The sequence below is a fragment of the Shewanella sp. ALD9 genome (genome assembly GCF_002836315.1).
Classification (GTDB): Bacteria; Pseudomonadota; Gammaproteobacteria; order Enterobacterales; family Shewanellaceae; genus Shewanella.
Genome location: NZ_PJCD01000002.1, coordinates 686,357 through 709,574, shown reverse-complemented (window position 1 = coordinate 709,574; position 23,218 = coordinate 686,357). Strand labels below are relative to the sequence as shown.

General features: G+C 41.5%; 20 protein-coding genes. 8 read left to right on the top strand and 12 right to left on the bottom strand.

The window, feature by feature from the left end:
* Positions 1 to 7 precede the first annotated feature (7 nt).
* On the top strand, positions 8 to 616 hold the full coding sequence (nqrE, locus tag CXF88_RS06510; RefSeq protein ID WP_101086093.1) for an NADH:ubiquinone reductase (Na(+)-transporting) subunit E: 609 nt from the start codon (positions 8 to 10) through the stop codon (positions 614 to 616).
* Between the two features lie 24 nt (positions 617 to 640).
* Positions 641 to 1,858 carry an NADH:ubiquinone reductase (Na(+)-transporting) subunit F gene (gene nqrF, locus CXF88_RS06505; protein WP_101086092.1) on the top strand — a complete coding sequence of 406 codons (1,218 nt, stop codon included), beginning with the start codon at positions 641 to 643 and terminating at the stop codon, positions 1,856 to 1,858.
* 196 nt (positions 1,859 to 2,054) lie between these two features.
* Here nqrF and CXF88_RS06500 read toward each other — a convergent pair whose 3' ends face one another.
* Both CXF88_RS06500 and CXF88_RS06495 read right to left on the bottom strand, forming a co-directional pair.
* Entirely contained in the window at positions 2,055 to 2,228 is a 174-nt protein-coding gene (locus CXF88_RS06500) for a helix-turn-helix domain-containing protein (RefSeq protein WP_101086091.1), read from the bottom strand.
* 233 nt (positions 2,229 to 2,461) lie between these two features.
* Positions 2,462 to 3,142 (bottom strand): hypothetical protein, encoded by a 681-nt coding sequence (locus CXF88_RS06495; RefSeq protein ID WP_101086090.1) that lies wholly within the window; start codon positions 3,140 to 3,142, stop codon positions 2,462 to 2,464.
* A 223-nt stretch (positions 3,143 to 3,365) separates the two neighbouring features.
* Between CXF88_RS06495 and CXF88_RS06490 the strand changes: the two genes are divergently transcribed.
* Together CXF88_RS06490 and CXF88_RS06485 are read left to right on the top strand one after the other, a co-directional pair.
* Entirely contained in the window at positions 3,366 to 4,037 is a 672-nt protein-coding gene (locus CXF88_RS06490) for a nitroreductase family protein (protein ID WP_174839626.1), read from the top strand.
* A gap of 146 nt (positions 4,038 to 4,183) precedes the next feature.
* Positions 4,184 to 4,558 (top strand): hypothetical protein, encoded by a 375-nt coding sequence (locus CXF88_RS06485; RefSeq protein ID WP_101086088.1) that lies wholly within the window; start codon positions 4,184 to 4,186, stop codon positions 4,556 to 4,558.
* 161 nt (positions 4,559 to 4,719) lie between these two features.
* On the opposite strand, the gene lpxL is transcribed toward CXF88_RS06485, so the two are convergent.
* Positions 4,720 to 5,646, bottom strand: coding sequence for an LpxL/LpxP family Kdo(2)-lipid IV(A) lauroyl/palmitoleoyl acyltransferase (lpxL, locus tag CXF88_RS06480; RefSeq protein ID WP_101086087.1), 927 nt, complete (start codon positions 5,644 to 5,646; stop codon positions 4,720 to 4,722).
* Between the two features lie 105 nt (positions 5,647 to 5,751).
* Between lpxL and hldE the strand changes: the two genes are divergently transcribed.
* The 3 genes from hldE (at position 5,752) to CXF88_RS06465 (ending at position 8,867) form a co-directional block, all read left to right on the top strand.
* On the top strand, positions 5,752 to 7,182 hold the full coding sequence (gene hldE / locus CXF88_RS06475) for a bifunctional D-glycero-beta-D-manno-heptose-7-phosphate kinase/D-glycero-beta-D-manno-heptose 1-phosphate adenylyltransferase HldE (protein ID WP_101086086.1): 1,431 nt from the start codon (positions 5,752 to 5,754) through the stop codon (positions 7,180 to 7,182).
* Between the two features lie 3 nt (positions 7,183 to 7,185).
* Positions 7,186 to 8,172 (top strand): hypothetical protein, encoded by a 987-nt coding sequence (locus tag CXF88_RS06470; RefSeq protein ID WP_242445106.1) that lies wholly within the window; start codon positions 7,186 to 7,188, stop codon positions 8,170 to 8,172.
* A 227-nt stretch (positions 8,173 to 8,399) separates the two neighbouring features.
* The gene (locus tag CXF88_RS06465) at positions 8,400 to 8,867 is read left to right on the top strand and encodes a TetR family transcriptional regulator (protein WP_101086085.1); all 468 of its coding nucleotides are present in this window, start codon (positions 8,400 to 8,402) and stop codon (positions 8,865 to 8,867) included.
* Between the two features lie 236 nt (positions 8,868 to 9,103).
* Here CXF88_RS06465 and CXF88_RS06460 read toward each other — a convergent pair whose 3' ends face one another.
* Positions 9,104 to 9,802 carry a DUF3581 domain-containing protein gene (locus CXF88_RS06460; protein WP_101086084.1) on the bottom strand — a complete coding sequence of 233 codons (699 nt, stop codon included), beginning with the start codon at positions 9,800 to 9,802 and terminating at the stop codon, positions 9,104 to 9,106.
* Positions 9,803 to 10,045: 243 nt separating this feature from the next.
* Positions 10,046 to 10,543: an Lrp/AsnC family transcriptional regulator gene (locus CXF88_RS06455; protein WP_182744229.1), complete on the bottom strand. Its 498-nt coding sequence runs from the start codon at positions 10,541 to 10,543 to the stop codon at positions 10,046 to 10,048.
* 147 nt (positions 10,544 to 10,690) lie between these two features.
* On the opposite strand from CXF88_RS06455, the gene CXF88_RS06450 reads away from it, so the two are divergent.
* Positions 10,691 to 11,218, top strand: coding sequence for a peptidylprolyl isomerase (locus CXF88_RS06450; RefSeq protein ID WP_101086083.1), 528 nt, complete (start codon positions 10,691 to 10,693; stop codon positions 11,216 to 11,218).
* A 30-nt stretch (positions 11,219 to 11,248) separates the two neighbouring features.
* Here CXF88_RS06450 and CXF88_RS06445 read toward each other — a convergent pair whose 3' ends face one another.
* From CXF88_RS06445 to CXF88_RS06415, 7 genes are all read right to left on the bottom strand, one after another.
* The gene (locus CXF88_RS06445; protein ID WP_101086082.1) at positions 11,249 to 12,400 is read right to left on the bottom strand and encodes an MFS transporter; all 1,152 of its coding nucleotides are present in this window, start codon (positions 12,398 to 12,400) and stop codon (positions 11,249 to 11,251) included.
* A 40-nt stretch (positions 12,401 to 12,440) separates the two neighbouring features.
* The gene (locus CXF88_RS06440; protein WP_101086081.1) at positions 12,441 to 14,153 is read right to left on the bottom strand and encodes a hydantoinase B/oxoprolinase family protein; all 1,713 of its coding nucleotides are present in this window, start codon (positions 14,151 to 14,153) and stop codon (positions 12,441 to 12,443) included.
* Between the two features lie 17 nt (positions 14,154 to 14,170).
* On the bottom strand, positions 14,171 to 16,228 hold the full coding sequence (locus CXF88_RS06435; RefSeq protein ID WP_101086316.1) for a hydantoinase/oxoprolinase family protein: 2,058 nt from the start codon (positions 16,226 to 16,228) through the stop codon (positions 14,171 to 14,173).
* Between the two features lie 57 nt (positions 16,229 to 16,285).
* The gene (locus CXF88_RS06430) at positions 16,286 to 18,445 is read right to left on the bottom strand and encodes a TonB-dependent receptor (protein ID WP_101086080.1); all 2,160 of its coding nucleotides are present in this window, start codon (positions 18,443 to 18,445) and stop codon (positions 16,286 to 16,288) included.
* A gap of 346 nt (positions 18,446 to 18,791) precedes the next feature.
* A complete protein-coding gene (locus CXF88_RS06425; protein ID WP_101086079.1) occupies positions 18,792 to 19,808 on the bottom strand; it encodes a sensor domain-containing diguanylate cyclase in 1,017 nt (338 codons plus the stop codon).
* A 104-nt stretch (positions 19,809 to 19,912) separates the two neighbouring features.
* Entirely contained in the window at positions 19,913 to 21,397 is a 1,485-nt protein-coding gene (gene pntB / locus CXF88_RS06420; RefSeq protein WP_101086078.1) for a Re/Si-specific NAD(P)(+) transhydrogenase subunit beta, read from the bottom strand.
* Positions 21,398 to 21,408: 11 nt separating this feature from the next.
* Positions 21,409 to 22,938: a Re/Si-specific NAD(P)(+) transhydrogenase subunit alpha gene (locus tag CXF88_RS06415; protein WP_101086077.1), complete on the bottom strand. Its 1,530-nt coding sequence runs from the start codon at positions 22,936 to 22,938 to the stop codon at positions 21,409 to 21,411.
* Positions 22,939 to 23,218: the final 280 nt, after the last annotated feature.

The window sequence follows — 23,218 nt, the reverse complement described above, 5'->3', positions numbered from 1 at the left end:
AAACAGCATGGAACACTATATTAATTTATTTATCCAAGCAGCGTTTATCGACAACATGGCGCTGTCATTTTTCTTGGGTATGTGCACCTTTTTAGCCGTGTCGAAAAAGGTCTCTACTGCATTTGGTTTAGGCATTGCGGTGATTGTGGTCATGATGCTGGCTGTGCCATTAAACCAAATTATCTACGTTAATATCTTAGCGCCAGGCGCATTAGCTTGGGCTGGGTTTCCTGAGTTGAATTTAAGCTATTTACAGTTGATTACCTTTATTGGGGTCATTGCTGCATTAGTGCAAATCTTAGAAATGTTTTTAGACCGTTATATTCCGACCTTATATCAGTCATTAGGGATCTTCTTACCGCTATTAACGGTGAATTGTGCCATTTTTGCTGGGGTTATCTTTATGGCTAACCGTGACTATAACTTTACTGAGTCAGTGGTCTTTGCTGCGGGTTCTGGTGTGGGGTGGGCGATGGCCATTGTGTTATTAGCGGGATTGCGTGAGCGGATGAAGTTTCATGCTATTCCTGATGGGTTACAAGGTATTGGGATTACCTTTATTACCACCGGCTTAATGGCTCTGGGCTTTATGTCATTTGCGGGCATTACGTTGTAACGCATTGAAGAGAAGGGTTATTTAATGGAAATGGCAATAGGTATTGGCATGTTTACCATAGTGGTAAGTTTGCTAGTGGTGGTGATTTTAGCTGCCAAACGTAAGTTAGTGAACACCAATGATATCACTATTAGTATTAATGGTGACGCCAGCAAAAGCGTGCAAACTCCTGCTGGTGATAAGTTATTGGGCGCACTGTCTGGACAACATATTTTTATACCATCAGCGTGTGGCGGTGGTGGAACATGTGGCCAATGTCGCGTAAAAGTGAAAGCCGGTGGCGGTGATATTTTAGCGACCGAACTTGATCATATTTCGAAAAAAGAAGCCAAAGAAGGCTGTCGTTTAGCGTGCCAAGTGACGGTGCGAACTGACATGGAACTTGAGATTGATGAAGAAATTTTTGGGGTTAAAAAATGGCAATGTGAGGTTGTTTCAAATAATAACCAAGCGACGTTTATTAAAGAGCTGTTATTAAAAATCCCCGACGGTGAAGATGTATTATTTAAAGCCGGTGGTTACATTCAAATTGAAGCGCCTGCGCATGAAGTACGTTATGCCGATTTTGATATTCCTGAAGAGTATCGTGGTGACTGGGTTAAATACGGTTTGTTCGATTTAGTGTCTACCGTTGATGAAGACGTATTACGTGCTTATTCAATGGCAAACTACCCTGATGAAAAGGGGACGATTATGCTAAATGTACGTATTGCAACGCCGCCTAAAGCCGGTTTACCACCAGGCAAAATGTCGTCATATATTTTTAATTTAAAAGCCGGTGATAAGGTAACAATTTCTGGTCCCTTTGGTGAGTTTTTTGTCAAAGAAACCGATGCTGAAATGGTGTTTGTTGGTGGTGGTGCGGGTATGGCACCGATGCGATCGCACATATTTAACCAATTAAAAAGTGTTAAAACCAAACGTAAAATGAGCTTTTGGTATGGTGCTCGCTCAACTCGTGAAGTGTTCTATCAGCAAGATTTTGATCAACTAGCCGCCGAAAATGACAACTTTGTTTGGCATGTTGCTTTGTCTGATCCATTATCTGAAGATAATTGGACGGGTTATACCGGCTTTATTCATAACGTGCTGTATGAGAATTACTTGAAACAACATAAAGCGCCAGAAGACTGTGAGTTTTATATGTGTGGTCCTCCAATCATGAACGCGTCAGTGATAGCCATGCTAGAAAGCTTAGGTGTCGAGTCTGAAAACATCTTGCTAGATGATTTTGGTGACTAATGCTGTGTTGAGCGTTGGGTTTATGTTTGCTAGCCCATGTGCGGTCATTCATATTTACTCGTCCAAGCGTAGCTTAGAAGCTGTAAATAAGAATATGAACTGAGCGTATCAATAAAAAATCCCCATACTGTCATTGACGGTTTGGGGATTTTTTAGCAAATAGGGTTTCACTCGACATTAACGTTCAGAGTCGATATTAACGTTCAGAAAATGCCAGATAACGCATTACTTCGGCTTTGTTGAAACTTAGCACATTACCGTTTTGTTCAGTGAACAGTAAATTTTCGCGAGCATAACGCTTAATCGTAGTAGGGCTTTTGTCGAGTATTTCACAGACTTCATTTAAAGATAAATCGTTATCATCACTCATTCTCGTTCTCCTTACGTTATGGTTATAGTTACTCGTGTTGCCTTGTTAGTATTAAACATCACATGTGCATTAACTTGTCATATTCGCGTGTTTTTGTCGAGCTTAGTATCAAACCAATCACATTATTCTGCGTTGAAGCCTTTTGACGTAAAATGACTATGCCTTCAAGTCTTCGACTTGATTAACGTCATTTGAATTCCCACAGCATGAGCAGATAACTAATACGATTGGTATTAATAATGACAGCGATGCATCATGGCATTAGTGATAATTTGATGCGTGGGAGCGACCTGAGGCTTCAAAGCCACTTGGTACATCGACTCCGCTACCGTGTGCGCATTAATGGGCTGATATTTACGCAGCGGACCGATAAATAGAAACGATAAACCACCAAAAAGGCTTTGGCCAATATCTTCCATAAAACGACCATTATCTCGTGGTCCTAATAATAAGCTCGGTTGAAAAATATTGAGTACCGGTAAAGATAGTGCCTTAAGGGCCTGCTCTACTTCGCCTTTGACTCGATTATAAAACACGGTTGATTTAGCATCCGCGCCCAATGCGGTCACCACCATAAATTTAAGTGAAGGATTTTCTTGAACTTGGATAAGTTTAGCGAAAGCCAATACGGCTAATTTATCGACTTGATTAAAAGCTTCTTCGCTGCCCGCTTGTTTGATTGTGGTGCCTAAACAGCAAAACGCATGATCAACTTTTTCTGCCAATGCCAGCTCATGTACTTCGTCCAGTTGGCAGCAAATAAATTGCACTTTTTCAGCCCCAAATTGATGTTCGACCAAATTGGGTGCCGAACGGCCAATAACCAATACTTTACTATAATGTTCACTTTCAATGATGCGAGTAAGTAAGGTATTCCCCACTAAACCCGTCGCACCTATTATTGCTGCAATCATATAATCCTTTAGAAAGCTAAACCGACTCGCTAGACTCTAATCTGTCGCCTTAATGGTTTCAATAAGAATATTTTAATAGCAATTATTATCCTGTTTGTTAGCTTAGGACTACTACAAAAACTACCGGTTATTGAAAATGAGTGTTCACTTTATAAAAATATAACCATCATAAGAATAACAATCATAAGAATAGCAATCATAAGAACAACAATTAGGATGGATTATGAGCCAAGCGCATTTACCACTAACAGATTTTATTGAATATTCTCCAGATGAAATGCTCAAGCGGGCACAAGATAATTACCAGCAAGTTAAGCGACGTCATTCAATACGGGCATTCTCTGATCGCGCGGTACCCCAAGCCATTATTGAGCAGTGCATATTAGCGGCGGGCACGGCGCCCAATGGTGCTAACCATCAACCATGGCATTTTGTGGCGATAAATAGCCCACAGATAAAAGCGCAAATTCGTCAACAAGCTGAGGCGTTAGAGCAAGCATTTTATGCAGGTCGCGCCGGTGAAGAATGGTTAGATGCATTAAAACCTTTAGGCACTAATGCTGATAAACCGTATTTAGAACACGCGCCATGGCTGATTGCAGTGTTTAGCAAAAAACGTACTGAAGAATCGGGTGAACAGAAAAGTAATTATTATGTGCATGAGTCTGTGGGGATTGCGACCGGTTTTTTAATTCAAGCATTGCATCATGCAGGTCTTGGCACATTAACGCATACGCCAAAACCGATGAGTTTTTTAAGTAAAGTGTGTGGGCGCGACAATGATAATGAGCGTCCGTATATGCTTATTATAGCGGGATACCCGGCCGATGGAGCGACCATTCCACAGCATGCTATTGAGAAAAAGTCGCTTGCGGAGATTTGTGATTTTATTTAATGCTGTTCACTGTTAGTCTAGCTGTATTTACAAAACGACAGCTTGTAAAACGGCTGCTTGTAAAATGACTGCTTGTAAAATGATTGTTGGTAAGAATATTATTGATCTCAATGATCGTCGTTAGATACGTATTAAAAGGAGTTAATATGAAATTGTTAAGTTCGTTGTTGGTTTGCTCTCTAGGCGGGATTGTCTCCATGCTAGCAGAAGCTGATGATGCTCAATTAGGCCACTTAGTCGAATTATCGATAACACACAATGATAACGCTATTGGGTTAAGTTGCTTGCCAAGAACTGAAGCCGCTGGCGAAACCGCTGATTGGGTGATTGAGTGTAACCGTTTGGCTTATCAATATTTAATCAGCCAAACGGGCGAAGGTATTGAGTTTAATCGCCAAGTTAATGAAAAGCCTTTTGGGATGGCAGCCGATTTTATGGCGAAAACCTTGATGGCGGACCCATCAGGATTTAAGGCGGTCAATATTTCGCAAGAGTTTGAATTTACTCATAAGAAAACTTAATAGCCTCTTTTTTTGTCTCGATTTTTACATTTTTCTGAATACATAACTAACCCGCTATGGCTTTAATACTGCTATAGCGGGTTAATTATGTATTGCTCATCAGTAGCTATTAGTTGGTAGCAACAGTCATCATTTATATACCCCGACGCGTTTAACTTAAATCAGTCATATAACGATGGCGTGTCTTCAGTGGGACGGGTTTTAAAACGACGATGAAGCCACATGTATTGAGCTTTGTTGCGGCTAATCAGTTGTTCTACAATCTGGTTACCACGAATGGCGTCGTCTGTTTCATTGTCGCCAGGAAAATGCTCTAAAGGCGGCATTATTTCAAGGGTGTAGCCTTTGTCATCGCTATTACGTTCAACAAAAAAAGGCACTACATTGGCTTTACCTAATCTTGCCAGTGAGGTTGCGCCAGTAATGGTGGCAGCGTCTGGCACGCCAAAAAAGGGAATAAACACCGCGCTTGAACGGCCAAAATCTTGATCGGCGGTATACCAAATGACATCAGGACTGCGCAGACTGCGGATCATCTGGCGCACATCACGCTTAGGCACTAAGCCTTTGTTTGAACGTAAGCGACCTTTGACTTGTAAGTATTCCATCACCGGATTGTTATGGGGACGATATACGCCAATTCCCGGGGCAAACTGGCCAAATATACGCGCGCCCATTTCAAGTGGTAAACAATGTACCGCAAATAAAATCACCCCTTTGCCATTGTCTAAACTCTGACTAACATGCTCAGTACCTTTAATGGTCATGTGCTGTTGCACGCGCTCGTTTGACCACCACCATGCGTTAATGGTGTCAAATACCGCTTTACCGGTTTCTTCAAAAGTACGCTCAAGCAGTTGTTGCTTGTCTGCATCACTCATATCAGGAAAGCATAAATTGATATTACGCTTAGCGGTATGGGTTCTTCCGCTCGCAACTTTCATGACTAATCGACCAATGCCACGGCCAATTTTCATTTGCCAAGACAGAGGTAATAGCAAGGTTAAACGCATCAAACCGACGCCAAACCATATAGGCCAATGTTTAGGATGATATAAATCAGAAGAAAATTCGGCTTTCTCGACCACGGACAACTCGTCTAGTTCACAAAAAATTATTTGTTATTCTACCTCATATTTAGATGAAAATTAGGTACAATCACGGTTAAATTTTTACAAGACAGCGAATACACTATGAAGGTTTCTCTCCCAGCTTTTGAAAATGCGCGCGTTTTAGTGATTGGCGATGTGATGTTAGATCGCTATTGGGTAGGCCCTACGGGACGCATTTCACCCGAAGCCCCTGTACCTGTTGTTAAAATTAATCAAATTGAAGATAGACCCGGCGGCGCCGCCAACGTGGCATTAAACATTGCAACATTAGGTGGACATGTCCAGTTAGCGGGCATAGTAGGCCAAGATGAAACCGCACAAGCATTAACCCAAGGGGTAAAAGTGTTTGGCGTTGAGCCGCAATGGTTAACGGTAGCAGACAAGCCGACAATTACTAAATTACGAGTATTGTCGCGTAATCAACAGTTAATCCGCTTAGATTTTGAAGAGCAATTTGATAAAGCGACTAGCCAAGCATTATTCGCGCAAAGCGAAGCCATTTTAGACAATGTCGATGTATTGGTATTGTCTGATTATGCCAAAGGCGCCATTGATGAACCTAAGGACTTTATTGCTAAAGCACGAGCCAAAGGGGTAAAGGTATTAGTTGATCCGAAAGGGCATGATTTTGCTCGTTACCACGGAGCTTCATTAATCACGCCAAACATGAGTGAATTTGAAGCGGTTGTCGGTACGGTAACCAGCGAAGATGATTTAATCGAAAAAGCACAGAAACTGATTAAGTTGCACGACTTTGACGCCATTTTAGTGACCCGTTCAGAAAAGGGCATGACGTTAGTGTCGCAAAGCCAACCCGAACTGCACATTCCAACGGTTGCACGTGAAGTTCATGATGTTACGGGAGCAGGTGATACGGTGATTTCTGCTTTGGCGACCTCAATTGCTGCCGGTGCTTCGTTAGCGCAAGCTTGTGCGATAGCCAATACCGCCGCGGGCGTGGTTGTAGGTAAACTTGGCACTTCAACGGTTAGCCGCATTGAGCTGATTCAAGCATTAGCCCTTAACCATGGCGAGTCTGGTTTTGGCGTAATGACCGAAGATCAATTAGCTTATGCAATGGATCAGGCCCGTTTACGCGGTGAGCGCATTGTCATGACCAACGGTTGTTTTGATATTTTACATGCTGGCCATGTGAGCTATTTACAGCAAGCTAAAGCCTTAGGTGATCGTCTTATTGTTGCTGTAAATGATGATAGCTCGGTGACGCGCTTAAAAGGCCCTGGACGTCCGGTTAATCCTGTCGACCGTCGTATGGCAGTTTTAGCGGGTCTAGCATCGGTAGACTGGGTAGTCCCTTTCACTGAAGACACCCCACAACGTATTATTACGCGATTATTGCCAGATTCTTTAGTCAAAGGCGGCGATTACAAAGTGGAAGATATTGCTGGTGGTGCTGAAGTGATGGCTGCAGGTGGCAAGGTTGAAGTGCTTGGATTTGAAGATGGTGTATCCACTACCGCTATTATTCAAAATATTATGTCACAAAAATAGTTGATGCTTAGATACTGGCAACGGTCATTACTCAAGTTATTAAGCTGTAGCGTTGCTTGCGCGCCGTTATTGGTTGGTCACTTTGTTAATGCCGGCCAGCTTATTACGCCTCAATCTATGACCACAAATCAACTAAAAACCACAACAGTTATGGCTGAAAATGGTTTGGCGAGTGATGACATTCGCCAAGCTTATTTTATCCCAATAGCAACCAAACAAGCGCTAGTATGTTCTTTATCTTCACTGGTAAGGTGTATTGCGCTACTCCCTGCTTCATTACAACAACAAACCGCTTTTTCTGTTGCCAATATTCGCCGCGCCGTTGGGCGTAAAAGTGCGATGGTGCTGGTTGCTGAACATCACATAATAGCAGGGGTTATTGTTGTCAATCCTGCTAACAATATGGCTGAGCAGAGTGGCGCAATTGGTTTAAAAACTTATCAGTTACCATTAGCCAACCAAATACAATTAACCTTGTGGCATGAAATAGGCCATTTATATAACATTGCACTACAAGGCAGTATTTTACCCTCATCTTTAACTGAGTATCAGCATGAGTGGCTAGCGGATTTGTATCTGTTATGGCGTATTGCGCAGCATTATCAGCAGCTCGATTTAGCGTGGCAACAATTTCATCGCCGAAACCTGGCCCTTATCAACGACAGTGGTAATTTGTCGCATTGGAGCGCGCCTCAACTTCAAATTGTGCTCAATCATTATAATGCCCAACAATTGCAGCATTTTACTCACTATGAGGATTTTTTATCCGCAGTTTATCCATTAATGCCGACATGGTCGCCGCGTGACATGGGAGAATTTTCTAGCTTAGTGCAGCGTACTTTTAGTGCGGTTCAATCTTTGCCAGGGTACATGTTTTGGCGTCAATCGGAGCTAATTCAAGTGTTGTCGCCGACCTTAGAAAGGTTAATGGGTAAGGCTGAGACACAACGTTGGCTGAAGAATCAATTCTTAACCGAAAATAATATGTAAATTTTTGTAACCTGTTTTTATCACCTTCTGCAACTCATTAAATTGTGATTTTTTATAACCTTTGATTTTAAAGGGTAAATAAATAGTTATCGCGATAATGTTCTGTTTTGTCCTGTCTTTCTGGATATTGTACGGTTAAAAATGTTGTAAATTTGCTAATTCTTAGCAGAATTTTCTAGTTTGGTCTGGTAAGCTCTGGCACCAAAATAATTAGAGAGACCAAGTTTATGGCCAAGCGTTCACGAGTTGAAACTGAGTTAACCGTTAACCAAATTTTAGATGAAGCCTTTAAACAAATCCTCACGATTGGTTTTGAGGCGATGTCTTATACCACGCTGTCTACCGCCACAGGAGTCAGCCGAACGGGTATCAGTCATCACTTTCCGCGTAAAACAGAATTTTTAGTGCGTTTAGATCAGCGTATCGGACAGTTTTTTATTGAAGGATTAGATTTTTCTTCGATATCGGCACTAGAGCAATCATGGGCTGAAGTTATGAAACAACCTGAACGTAAAGCAGTATTACAACTGTTTTTTAGTTTATGTGGCAGTAGTGACGAAAGCATGAAAATACTCAAATCGCTTAATATTGTCATCGAGGCTGCTGTTAGTCATTTTGCTGATGCTGGGCGTAAATGTGTTGAGCAACTTATCGGTAATAGTGCCTTGGCATTATTACAAGATGTGCCAAAGTAACTGATCAAAATTCACGAGTTTGTTACACGTACCAATTTGTTGTAAGCACCAAAAATTTTGGCTATTTAAGTTTTACCCTGTAAGTAACAAATCGGTATTAAAATTGACATTATGATCAATACGATATCGAAGAGACTATTCCATATTGGTATCTGAGCATTCAATAAATTGAATTACGCAGGTATCGTTATGGAATGGTATTTCGTGAACGATGAACATCGCTCACGTATCTTGGTTTACGCCAGCTTTCTACTTTCATATCTGTCGCACATTTGCTGCGCTTGCTCGTCATCAAAAGCACGTAAGCCGCTTAATACTAATGTTTTGACTCCGCTACCAATCACTTTTCCTTCGCTTTGCAGTTCAAAGGTGAGGGTGACATCGCCACGCTTACCATCAATCGCTAAGTCTTGTTTGATAAGGTGCAAATTGATGGTGCTGAAATCAAAATGGTCTAAATGAAATGACATGCTTTCATAAATCACTAATGGGCGATCAGGGTTAATCATGACCTTGTATTGCTTCATCATCGGCACAAGTACGTGGATAAAGTTCAATCCTGAAAAAGCAACATAACTTTTAATAAATGCCGCTGTTTGAATATCACATTGGCACACTTCACCTTGACGCTCAATATGCAGATATTCTTTGCCTTTGGTGTCGCTAATGCTGAATTTATTGGCCACATTTTTATCGATGTGCAGCTCAACGTTATCACCGACCATGCCGGCAAACTTAAACTGCATGTTTTGGCTTAAGCCGTATTGGGTCAGCACTAGTGCAAATAATAAATCGCCAGGGACACAAAAGCGTTTAGCGCCCACATCGTGTATAGGGTTGAAATCTCCAGCGATTTTTTTGGCGAAGTCACTGGCTTGTTGAGCCGAAATAAACACGCTTTGATCTTGCTTAGTAAAATAAGGTGATAAAAACATAAAGAATAATTCTTATTAGTCAGTTGTCTGCTATCGCACAGCAGCGGTTTATTACTGATTATGCAGCAATAAACATGCTTTTGGACAACAATATATTAATAAAATAGTTAATTGAGCCAGAGTGTACTTTAAAACATCAATTAAACTCACCCGATGACTAGGCTGTACATCTTTCGCTTCAATTAAAACGTATTTGACTTGAACGAAAATTAATCAGTAAAGAACAACAGACCTAGACTCTAATTACACACCTTTCCATTGCAAATTATTCAAGGGGTATCCACCAAACCACTTTGGCTCATCGAGTACGAAATGAGAGGTGATATTTTCGATGCCTAAATCTGCTTGTAAAAGCTCATCACAAAAGTCATTAAATTCTTCAATAGAAGTGCAAATGACAAAAGCGATATAATCAATTCCACCATTCACTCTTAAGCAGTCGACTATTTGAGGGTATTTTTTTGCAGAACGCTCGAAAATAGAGCAGTTTTGGTAGGTGTTACTCTTTAGCTTAATATTGATATAGGCTTTTACATTAACGCAGAGTTTATTGATATCTAACGCCATAACATACTGTAATATATAGCCACAATCTTCCATCGCTTTTACTCGTTGCAGGCATGCGCTGGGTGACAAACCTACCCGTTCAGATAATTCGTTATTACTAATTCGAGAGTTATTCTGTAGTTCAATAAGAATATTTCGATTTATTTTATCCAGTTTGACAGGTTTTTTTATCATTCATCTTGTCCTTTTATGCCTTGCAAAAGAATAACCTGATTTGTAGGCATTATTCACCAAATAACTCAAAATAGTTAACATGTTTCCGATTAAAATTTTTAATAAATATATGATAATTATTAAATTATAATTTTCTGGAGAGTATAGATGATACATAACCCAAAAGTAAAAATACACACTGACATTGGCGACCTCATCGTTACTCTATACGCTGATAAAGCACCCGTAACAGTCAGTAACTTCTTAAATTATGTCCAACAAAAACGATTCAATAACTCGACGATATTTCGAATTGTCACTGAAAGTAATGCTGAGCAGCCTGAAGATGCCAATACAAAAATTCAAGTGATCCAAGCAGGATTACCGCCCGAACATCCCTTACTTTTACCGCCGATAATCCATGAGTCAACAAAAGATTCTGGGCTTTCACATACTCACGGCACCATCTCGATGGCGAGATTTGAACCGGGTAGTGCTGATGGTAGCTTCTTTTTCAGTGTTGGCGATCAATTAGAACTTGATTATGGTGGTAAACGTTATAGTGACGGCCTTGGTTTCGCTGCTTTTGGCCGAATTACTGACGGGATAGACGCGTTAACAAGTATTTTTGAACAGGCAGAGCCACAAGAATATCTTAAGAACGAAATTACTATAAAATCAATAGCCTTGATTTGATTTCAAGGCTATTTCGTTTATGGGATAGCCTTATTTTGATTGGTAAGCTAGAGGGATCATTAATATAAAACACGCAACAAAACAGATAGATCCCATTACATTTACCCCTAAGTAGCTAAAGTCTAACATAATTTTACTTGCCACAATCGGACCAACAATGTAACCAACACCAACCCAAGTTTGGGCTGCAGTAATATATTTTCCTGAGTGGTCGGCATCTGAAATAATCGCAAAAGTTCTTGCGCCAACAATACTCCAAAAGAAGCTGAATATACTTAACAAAGCTAAATATTTAAATTCACTGACGTCAAAAGACACAGCAATCAAACAAGCACTCATCAACACAATAGAGAGTAGTAACAACAAGGTGCTCTTGCCTTTAATATTTAACCAAGCAAAAAATAGCGCCCCCAATAAGCCCGCTATCATAGCAAGGGCGAGTGCTTGAGAAACATAGTCTAAAGATAATCCTGCATCCGTACCTACAAAGGAAATGTAACTCCACGTACCGCCTATACCGATGTAAAAACAAAATAAACCAGCAAGTGCGATAAGAAAGTATCGCGTGGGAATTGTGTTTATAGCGCCATCATTTGTAAGCTTACTTTTGTAGCTTTGACTGTTTTTGGGTAAATTGTTGATGACAAATAATGGTGTTAAATAAAATATTGCCATGGCGACAAATACCCCCTGTAGCCCAGCAAATTGATAAATAGGTGCAACAGCTACCAGCCCGAGTGCTTGCACGGCAACGACTACCGCGGTATAAAATCCAAACCAACGATTTGGGTTAGTCGTCATACCGATTGAAGTGATGCCAACGGCCACGAGTAAACCTTCACCAATGCCTGCAATAACTCGAATGAGGCACAACACCAAAAAATCACCGGTATAGGCTGATGCCAAATTTGCACAGCAACTCAGTAATACTCCGGCAATGACGATATTCCTGAAATTAAGCTTTGAAACAAATGTTGAAAATACGAGGGTAGCCACCACGATACCCATCGCATCGGTAGCGGCTAAATACCCCACTTGCACATTTGTCAGCTTCATTGTTAATGCAATAACTTCTAAATATACAGGTAAAAATAATAATACTAAGTAACCAATTGGAGCGGTTAATAAGCCTGCTAAACCAAATGCAAAATTTTTGGTTTTATGAATTGGTAATGTAGACATATAATCCTTTTGTTTTTAGAAGTCTTAATATTCAATAAAGTTACTGATTATATTGGTATATTTCTATAGCTTCCTGTTCGGAAATAAATCCATTTACAATATCTTTAGTGATAGATTGTGCTGAACGTTTTAATGGGTCTCCCCAACCGCCACCATTGCCAGTGACTAAGCGTATTAAGTCACCTTTCTCTAAAGGATATCGGCTTTTTCGACTGAATCTAGCTTTTTCATTGCCATCACAATCAATAATCGCGATATAGTTACAAGAACCGTTCTGGCCACCATTGGTTCCCCATGTTGGTGTGATCCCTCGACCAAAAAAGCTCGAAATATCAGCTCCATCACCTAATACGCGATACTCGAGAATAACCCCTTTACCACCGCGAAATTCACCACAACCAGCACTATCTGGATTAAATTCATAGCGCTCAACGCGAACACCATAACGCTCTTCAGTGATCTCTATGGGTATATTGCTCGTTTCGCCATTGCCAACACAGAACTGACCAGACTCACCATCTTTGATGATATTTGCTCCCCAACCACCGACTAATGGTTCAACCAACAAAAATGGTTCTTTTGTCAGAGGATTAATTCCCGATAAGCTTATTGTGCACACAGAGCCAAATTGACCTGCAGTTAATACATCTGGAATGGCAGAGGAGAGTGCTTTACGGATCACATCCGCCGCACAAACCATTGACTCAAAATAGGATGAAACAGGAGCAGGGCGCTGGGCTGTTAATATTGTGCCCTCTGGACACTCTACTCTAAGACGTCTAAAGCAACCGTCAGTAGCCGCTGCATTGGGCTTTACAACGCCCATAAATACTTCTCTCGCTGCCGAAACAAGCACACCCATAGTGCAATTAATTGGCCCAAGTGCTTGTTTTGACGAACCTGTAAAATCACAAATAAACTCTTCATCAGTGATGGTGACTTTGACTTTAATGACAAAGGGGCCGTGTCCCATACCATCTTCGTCGATAATGTCTTCAGCATAAAAGTCGCCTTTGGGTAACGTTTTAAACTTTTCAAACACCATGGTATCGCCGTGATCTAATAGTTTATCAATTGCTGTTAATGTTGTTTCTTGTCCATATTTTTCTATCAAAGATAAAAAGCGCTGCTCACCTACTTTTAATGATGCCGCACAGGCTTTTAAATCACCCAAGGTCATTTCCGGTAAGCGCACATTTGCTTCAATCAAATCTAACAGCGATTGATTTGCAATGCCTTTTTCATACACTTTGATACCCGGGAACTGAAGGCCTTCTTGGTAAATAGAGCTTGCATCAGCACTGTAGCTTCCAGGGTCTTTGCCGCCAACTTCAGTCCAATGCGCTTTATTTGCCGTCCATGCAACCAATGTATGCTGATAAAATATAGGACGGATCATACACACATCGGATAAATGAGTGCCTCCGCCTGAGTAAGGGTCATTTAAGATGAATACATCATCGGCATAAATATTATTGGCATCAAACTTTTCAATGATGCGCTGCACTGCAGCGTCGAGTGTTCCTATAAAACCCGGAATACCGTTACCTTGTGATATTAATCGCCCTTGGGCATCTGTTACCCCAATTCCATAATCTAATGATTCATAAATAATGGGGCTTTTACTGCTGCGCTTCAACGCTAAAAACATTTCTTCGCCAATCGCGATTAAGGCATTTTTAATGATTTCTATAGTAAAAATATCAACAGATTTAGGCTGCTGAGGTTCCTTGTTGGCTTGAATTATTGTCATGTTTAAAGTCCTTTAACTTAATACGTTAAGTGGATATGTATGCCACCAAAAGCATCTATTTCTACTTTGTTGTCGGGCAGAATGACTGTCGTAGTCGTTGGTTCTTCAATAATGGCTGGCCCTGAGAATTTCATACCGTGAGTCAATAATTCACGATTATAAAGAGGGGTGTTGTGGGTTCCCAATTCATCGAAATCGACATCGCGTTGGCCAATAATCGCAGTAGAGGCATCTGCACTTTCGCTTTTTGCTACTGGGGTAATTTCAGCTTTATCTAATAGACCAAATGCAACCAAATGAATGTTGACAATTTCTATCGCTGAATCTTCAAGATTGAAGGTATATTCTTGCTCGTGAGCTTGATGGAAACGTTGGGATAAAGTATCAATAAATTCTTTATTTTCGAGCGTTAACCCTGGAACAGGTATTTTTACGGTATGTTCTTGGCCATGATAACGAGCATCAACATAAAGCTCTAACATCACTTTATCTTCACTAAAACCATCTTCTTTGTAGTCTGCTAATGCATTGGTTATCACGCCATCAAAAGCTTTACCAATGTCTGTTTTGCTATCATGGGTAATACTGATTTTATGGGTGTGAATGTAATCTCGACGTAAATCAAGCATCAGCATTCCCCATGCTGAAAACACCCCAGCAAAGGGCGGAATAATGACCTTTCGAACATTAAGTTCTTTTGCTAGCGCAGTGGCGTGTAAAGCCCCGCCGCCGCCGAATGCCATCAGTGAAAAGTCGCGTGGATCAAAACCTCTGTTTACCGAAATAAGCTTAAGAGCATTAACCATGTTTGAATTTGCAATTTTCAATACTCCATGTGCAATTTCCATGGCGGTGACACCAAGCGTATCACCGAGCTTTTTGAAGGCGTTATGCACAGCTTGTTGAGCAGGTTTGATTTCTCCACCCGCAAAGTTGTCGGGATTAATTCGTCCCGTATAAAGATTGGCATCTGTTGTCGTAGGTTCTGTACCATTACGACCATAAGCCACAGGTCCAGGCGTTGAACCGGCACTTTTTGGCCCGACATGTAAACTACCTGCAGCATCTATCCAGGCAATACTGCCCCCACCATTACCTATTTCAACGATATCAATGACGGGGGTTTTTATGGGATAACCTGCTGTGCTCTGTGTTTTCTCGAGCATATATTCGGTGGTGATCCGCGTCTCACCTTGGTTAATGAGTGAGCATTTTGCTGTTGTACCTCCAATATCTAAAGCTAGCAGGTTTTCGTCACCGATAACTTTACCGTATGCTACAGCGCCTAAAATCCCGCCTACAGGGCCTGACTCTACAAGTGTAATAGGATTTTTACAGGCGGCCTTTAAGGTTGCAATACCGCCATTTGACTGCATGATGTAAGGTGCATTTTTTAATCCCTTTTCGGCGAGTTTTTCATTCAGTTTATTTAAGTATTGCTGAGCGGGTGGGAGCACATATGCTGATAATACTGTGGTGTTCGTTCGCTCATATTCTCTCCACTCCGATGAAATTTCATAAGAGGCAATAACATCCACTTCAGGCCAGTATTTTTGGATCGCTATTACGGCTGCTTTTTCATGCTCATTATTCAAATAAGAATGTAAAAAACACACCGCAATAGCCTGAATATCTAGGGATTTAAAGTACGTTAAGATCTCTGGTAATAATGAGAGATCAAGCGGCGTTATTTCTCGGCCTAAATGGTCTAAGCGTCCGGGGAGTTCTCTGCGTAAATGGCGCTCAACAAAAGGCGTTGGTTTTTGATAGCAATTGTTAAAAATATCAGGGGTGTTACCCCGGGCTATTTCTAACACATCGCGAAATCCTTGAGTGGTAATTAACGCTGTTTTCACGCCTTTACGCTCGGTAATCGCGTTGATAACCACGGTTGAACCGTGTGCAAAAAAGTCGACATCGGCTAACGATATATTTGCTTTATCAACAGTATTGATCACCCCTTGCTCAAAATTAGGTGGGGTAGTATCACTTTTAACCGCTTTTACTGTGCCTTGTTCAATGTAAACAAGATCAGTAAACGTACCACCGACATCAGTCGCAACTCTAATCGTCATAATAATCTCTTTAAATAAATCAGAAAGGGTCGCCATATACATGGGCGACCCTAAAACCTAGAATGAATACTTAGCTTGAACCCCAACTTGTCGAGGGCTGTTTTGCATGCGAATTAATGGGTTATATAGGAATACTGTTTCTGGAGATTGCTCATCTAAGATATTGTTGGCAAACAATGAAACTGACCACGACTCATTATTGATGGTGAAATTAGCGTTGAGGTAGGTGTGAGAGTCTGTTTCTCCGGTATCATCATTGTAGATATCAAAGCTTCTTGGCCCGACAGTGTTAAATGCTAAGCGTGAGCTTAGTAACCAGTCTTTATGTAATTCAGTGTAATGAGTAATAGAGCCATTAAAGTTAAACTTAGAGACGTAAGGCATTGTACCACCTTCAGTTTCTTGTAAATCACGCCCTGATAAGATGTCAGTTCCTTTATTTTCAGTTATTTCGTTATCAATATAACCAGCCCCAAAAGACACTTTAATGTCTTCAGTCACATTGGCAGATAACTCTAGTTCTAATCCATTAATGATCACTTCATCGATATTTAAGTTTTCTAGGGTGAAAGTAGACGGGTTTAAACGCGTAAACTGAGCATCTTGCTGAACAATTCTAAAGGCCGCTAGATTTAACCAAATGGTGTCATCAAGCCAAGTTGTTTTAGAGCCAATTTCAATTGTGTCGGACACTTCTTTATCATATTGACGATTGACGGTAGGTGAGTATTCATTAAAACCACCACTTCTGAAGCCTTTTGAATAGGTGGTGTAAAGTAAAACATCGGGCGTATATTGCCAAGCAAGTGAGGCTTTAGGTTGGAGTTGGCTATAGGTTTGTTCGGCTTTTGATGCCGCTTTATCGCGTTCATCATATGCTTCGCGTGTTTCTGAGTCATACCTTAATGCAAATGTTAACTCTAAATCATCGGTAATATCATAATTACCTTGCCCAAAAAAGGCATAGGCGTAACTGTCTAGGACTGTTTTTTCACCTTCTAATACCAGAGAAGGATCTGAAGCCATTAGTGCTTTTACATCATTGTAGGTCACAAGTTCTGTTGGTGTGACATCAATAACCTGGTCATATGAAACATACCTGTCTTTTGTTTCTGCAAAACTGCCTAAGGCCCAACTAAATCCATCGTTGCTCTCTGAGACAAATCTCACTTCGAGATTCTCTGAACTTTCTTTTATCGGGTTGATTTGTGTTATTGGGAAATAAAAGTTTTCCTCGCTTGCGTCGGAGTGAGTAAAATCACCATCAGCAAAAAACTCAATATCTGAATCATTTGCAGAAAGCACTACTACCAATTTACCTAGGTCAAATTGACTTTCCAGTTTAGAGGATAAAAACCACATTTCTGAAATATCTTCACCGATTGCATTGCTATCGTTTTCAATACTAAAATCTTCTAACTCGTCGGCGGAAATCCTCGCCATATAATTACTACCCTGTCTACTGTTGGAGTAGTTACCTCGAAAAGTGATATCTGTATCGTCAGTCATCAAATAGTGAAGCATTCCTTGGAAGCCATATGCGCTGTCAACAAAGTCGACATCTTCGTTGAAGTGAGCATTATCTATTTGCCCATCACTGTCGCGATAGTTTGCAGATATACGGTAATAAAGTTTGTCTTCAATGACAGCGCCACTCAAGGCTGAATTTAGCTTAACTTCATTCCCTTCGGCATATGATGCCTGTACTGAACCTTCAGTTTCATCGGTTGGGGCTTTAGTGATGATATTAACCGCTCCACCGATAGCATTTTTTCCATAGAGTGCCCCTTGAGGGCCTCTTAAGACTTCAATGCGTTCAATGTTATGCAATCCCTGGTTTATAAATTCTAAATTGGGTACGGTCACTCCATCAACCACATAGGCAATTGGAGCTTCGCCTACTTGAGGAGTTATTAGGCCACGAACGGTGATGAAATTTAAACCAGATCGAAAGTTTTTAGATACATCAAGATTAGGTGTCAGGGCGGCAAAGTCTTTGATTGTTTCTATTCTTGCTTGGGCAACTTCAGAAGCATTTATGACAGTGACTGAGTCTGGGATTTGTTGCAGTGTTTCCACTCGCCCGCGAGAAGTCACAACGATCTTTTCCATTTCGGCATTCTCTGCCTCCTGCGCATAAGCATGGTTTGTGACAACCAATGAATTTGCAATGGCGAGTGCGAGTGTCGTCTGAAAAAAAAGCTTACTTCTGCTCATACTTTTCCCCTGTAATATTATTATCGCTTTCTAATTTTCGTTAACTATAACCTAACGTGTTTTTAACAAAAAAATTACGATGATTAAGTAGTTGAAACAAAAATAATTGCTTAATTTTGTATTGAAAACGAATGATATGTTTTGAACATTCAGGGTGTTTTATTGAATTTATCGTGAATACAAACTGTTGAGTTGGATTTTGACTTTGATAACGTTAATTAAAATTCAAGCTGACAACAGTAAGGTCGAACAGTAAATTAACATCAATTTGATTATGTCAAATTCTGTCGGTGGGAATGATTTGTCGATTATTAATATCGTCTTATCTGAGGGGGCAAGGCAAATTTTACCAAAATAAGAAATTATGTTTACCGTGTTTTTTAATGCTGTACATGGCTTTATCGGCTTGCTCACAAACATTAGTGAACTCGTCTAATTCATCAAATAAGCTGATGCCAATACTGAGGCCTACTTTAATGCTTTCACCCTCCAATTCGATAGGATGTTGATAGTGTGACAGCAAGGTTTTAGCCAATGCGGTTAATCGTTCCACATCATTACAATGGGCTAAAATGACAAACTCATCACCACCAAAACGTGCCACATGATGTAGTGGGGTTTGTGTTGTGTCTGGCGTACTAAAGAGTTGATCGCATATTTGAGCTATATCGTTGGCAATATGGATTAATAAACTATCGCCATATCGATGGCCTAAGTGGTCATTAATTATCTTAAAACCGTCCAAATCGATAAAGCACAGCGCGCCTTGATGTGTACTGTGAGTGCTTTTTCCTTGTTCAAAGGCAGCAATGAGTGCATTTCGATTGAGTAAATTAGTTAACGGATCACGATGAGCGAGTTTGGCTAAATCTTGTTCGTAGCGCTTTTCTTGAGTGACATCAATATGAGTGCCCATAATACGAAGCGGTTCACCGTTAATACCATATTCAATAATACGCCCACGGTCAGACACCCATGCAACAGTGCCATCTTTGTGCACCATGCGATGCACGGCTTGATAAATTTCAGCGTTACCGGCTACATGGCTTTCAAAGGCTTGTATCACCCAGTCTTTGTCTTCCGGGTGTAGATTGTTTTTCCAGCTGCTGATATGAGCAGGTAACTCTTCACGAGTAAACCCGAGCAGATGGCCCCATTGCTGATTAAAAATAGTCAGGTTCCCGGTGGGAATATGTTGTTCCCATAGACATAAACCAGTGCCATCAAGCGTAGCGTTGAGTTGCTCGTTTACTCGTTTATTTAATAGAGTAAGTCGATTGTTCTCATTCTCTAGTTGCTTGATTGTCTGCTTATGCTGCTCTAGTTCAAGCTGTAATTGAGCAATAATATCCTGCTGTGCCATGGATAGCTGATAATCCTTTGAGTCCAATTTACCCAGTTTAGCGGGTTATTAAACAAAAAAACACCAGCATTAGTTGCTGGTGTTTTGTTCGTCACAAAGTTGATTTATAAGGCTTTAAGGATTGCTTCTACACTGTCCTTCGCATCGCCAAACAACATTTGGGTATTGTCTTTAAAGAACAATGGATTTTGTACACCTGCATAACCGGTGTTCATTGAACGTTTAAAGCCAATCACGTTTTGCGCTTTCCACACTTCTAATACTGGCATGCCAGCAATAGGGCTAGTTGGATCTTCCATCGCCGCTGGGTTAACCGTATCGTTAGCACCAATCACTAGCACAGTATCAGTACTGCTAAAGTCTTCGTTGATTTCGTCCATTTCTAACACGATATCGTAAGGCACTTTAGCTTCAGCCAACAGTACGTTCATGTGGCCTGGTAAACGCCCTGCAACAGGGTGAATACCAAAGCGAACTTTTATCCCCAACGCGCGCAGCTTTTTAGTGATTTCAGCTACTGGATATTGCGCTTGAGCCACCGCCATACCATAACCTGGGGTGATGATGACTGAGTCTGACGCTTTTAGCATATCAGCGACATCTTCTGCGGTTGTTTCGCGGTATTCGCCCACAGTGTCATCGCCAGTTGATACTGCAGCATCGTTACCAAAACCACCGGCAATAACAGAAATGAACGAGCGGTTCATGGCTTTACACATAATGTAAGACAGAATCGCACCCGATGAGCCCACAAGCGCACCAACAACAATTAGAAGGTCATTAGATAACATGAAACCTGCTGCTGCCGCTGCCCAGCCTGAATATGAGTTCAGCATTGAAACCACAACTGGCATGTCTGCGCCGCCAATTGATGCGACTAAATGCCAACCAAATGCAAACGCGATTAAGGTCATCAAGATGATTGGTGTCACTGCACCACCCGCCTGAACGAATATCACCATTAGAATAAACGACACCACAACGGCCAATAAATTTAATTTATGACGATGAGGTAGCATTAATGCTTTTGATGAAACCAAACCACGTAACTTAGCAAACGCCACAATAGAGCCTGTGAAGGTGACTGCACCAATAAAGATGCCTAAAAATACTTCCACTAAGTGAATGTTAAGCATGGCACCGGTTAGATGCTCAGTTTGTTGGGCTTTGCTTGCTTCAGCAAATGCAGCTTTTGCGGTTTCTAGGGTGGTGTTGAGGTCTTGCCCCATGACCACGACAATTTCAGACACTTCGTGTGGTTGGATATCAATAAAGCTATTAAAGCCCACTAATACCGCAGCTAGACCCACAAAGCTGTGCAAAATCGCGACGAGCTCTGGCATTTCAGTCATTTCGACTTTTAATGCTAAGCGAATACCAATCGATCCACCAATGACCATGGCGAGAATAATCCATTCTACGCCGCTTGTAGCAGGATTGAGTATGGTTGCAATAAGCGCAATCGCCATACCAATAATGCCAAATAAATTACCATTTTTAGCAGTTTCTTGTTTTGATAACCCAGCTAAACTGAGAATAAAAAACACCGCGGCAATGATATAAGATGCTGTAACCAGTCCTTGAGACACGATATGACTCCTTAATCTTTACGGAACATCTTCAGCATGCGCTGAGTGACGGTAAACCCGCCAAAGATGTTAATACTGGCAATAAGCACCGCGACAAACGCAAGCGCCGTGACTAATGCTGAACCCTGGCCTATTTGCAATAACGCCCCGACCACAATAATGCCTGAAATAGCATTAGTGACCGACATTAACGGCGTATGCAATGAGTGCGACACATTCCACACCACGTAATAACCCACCACACACGATAGGATGAACACGGTAAAATGCGATAAGAACTCAGCGGGCGCAACTGACGCCACTGCAGCAAAACCGGCTAGACCTAACACAGCTAAAATGTATTTAAGTTTTGACGGTACTTTGTCAACTTTGGCTGCTTTAGGCTCGATACTCGCTGCTGGTTTTTGCGGTGCCGCAGACACTGAAATTGCCGGTGGTGGGAAAGTAATTTCGCCGCCACGAGTCACGGTCATGTTGCGCATGACCACATCATCAAAATCGAGTACTGCATTGCCGTCTTTGGCTTTACACATTAACTTCATCAAGTTGACTAAGTTGGTGCCATAAAGTTGTGACGATTGCGCCGGTAAACGACCGGGTAAGTCGGTATAACCCAATACTTTTACGCCGTTTTCTGTAATAAAACGTTCGCCAGTGACGGTGTATTCACAGTTACCGCCAGTTGCTGCCGCTAAATCGACAATCACAGAGCCCGGTTTCATGGTATCGACCATGTCTTTGGTGATCAGCTTTGGCGCAGGACGACCAGGAATTAATGCGGTGGTAATGATGATGTCGACGTCTTTGGCTTGTTCAGCAAAGAGCGCCATTTCAGCGGCAATAAATTCTTCTGACATGACTTTGGCGTAGCCGTCAGACGATCCGCCTTCTTTGTTTTCAAATTCAAGCTTTAAGAAGCTACCGCCCATTGACTCAATTTGCTCAGCCACTTCAAGGCGAGTATCAAATGCGCGCACTATGGCCCCTAGCGAGCCCGCAGTGCCAATAGCAGCAAGTCCGGCTACACCTGCGCCAATAACCAACACTTTGGCTGGTGGCACTTTACCTGCTGCAGTAATTTGCCCGGTAAAGAAACGACCAAATTCGTGGGCGGCTTCGATCACTGCGCGATAACCACCAATGTTGGCCATCGATGATAAGGCATCGAGTGATTGGGCGCGTGAGATGCGTGGCACCATGTCCATCGCCATCACGGTAATATTGTGACTTGATAGCTTTTCAACAAGCTCAGGGTTTTGGGCTGGCCAAATAAAACTCACCAACGTTGTGCCTGGTTTCATTTTGGCAATTTCGTCATCGGACGGTGCATTCACTTTAAAAATAAAGTCAGCGTCGTACACATTGTCGACCACATCCGCCCCAGCGGCTTCAAATGCAGCATTATCAAAGCTCGACTTCACACCTGCCTGTGCTTCAATTGCCACACTAAAGCCGAGTTTTATTAGCTGTACCACAGTGGCTGGAGTCGCGGCGACTCGAGTTTCACCTTCGATACTTTCTCTCGGTATTCCAATCTGCATGACTGTTTCCTGATGGTTAATAAAAAGACCGTCTATTGTTGTTCCCCATCAATAGACCATTCCGTTTGAGTATTTCTGCCTCACATGCTGCACTTTGAAGATAGAAAAAGAGCAGCATATGACCATTGAAGTCGGGTAAACTATTTAGCCAATGGCATTACGTTGACACAGTTACATTATATTTGCATGTCGTTTTACTCAGAGAACAATCAACCTGATAATTATTCATCAGTTAATTGGCGCTCCTAGCTTGCGACATGAGGCATGTTCGGTACAAGTG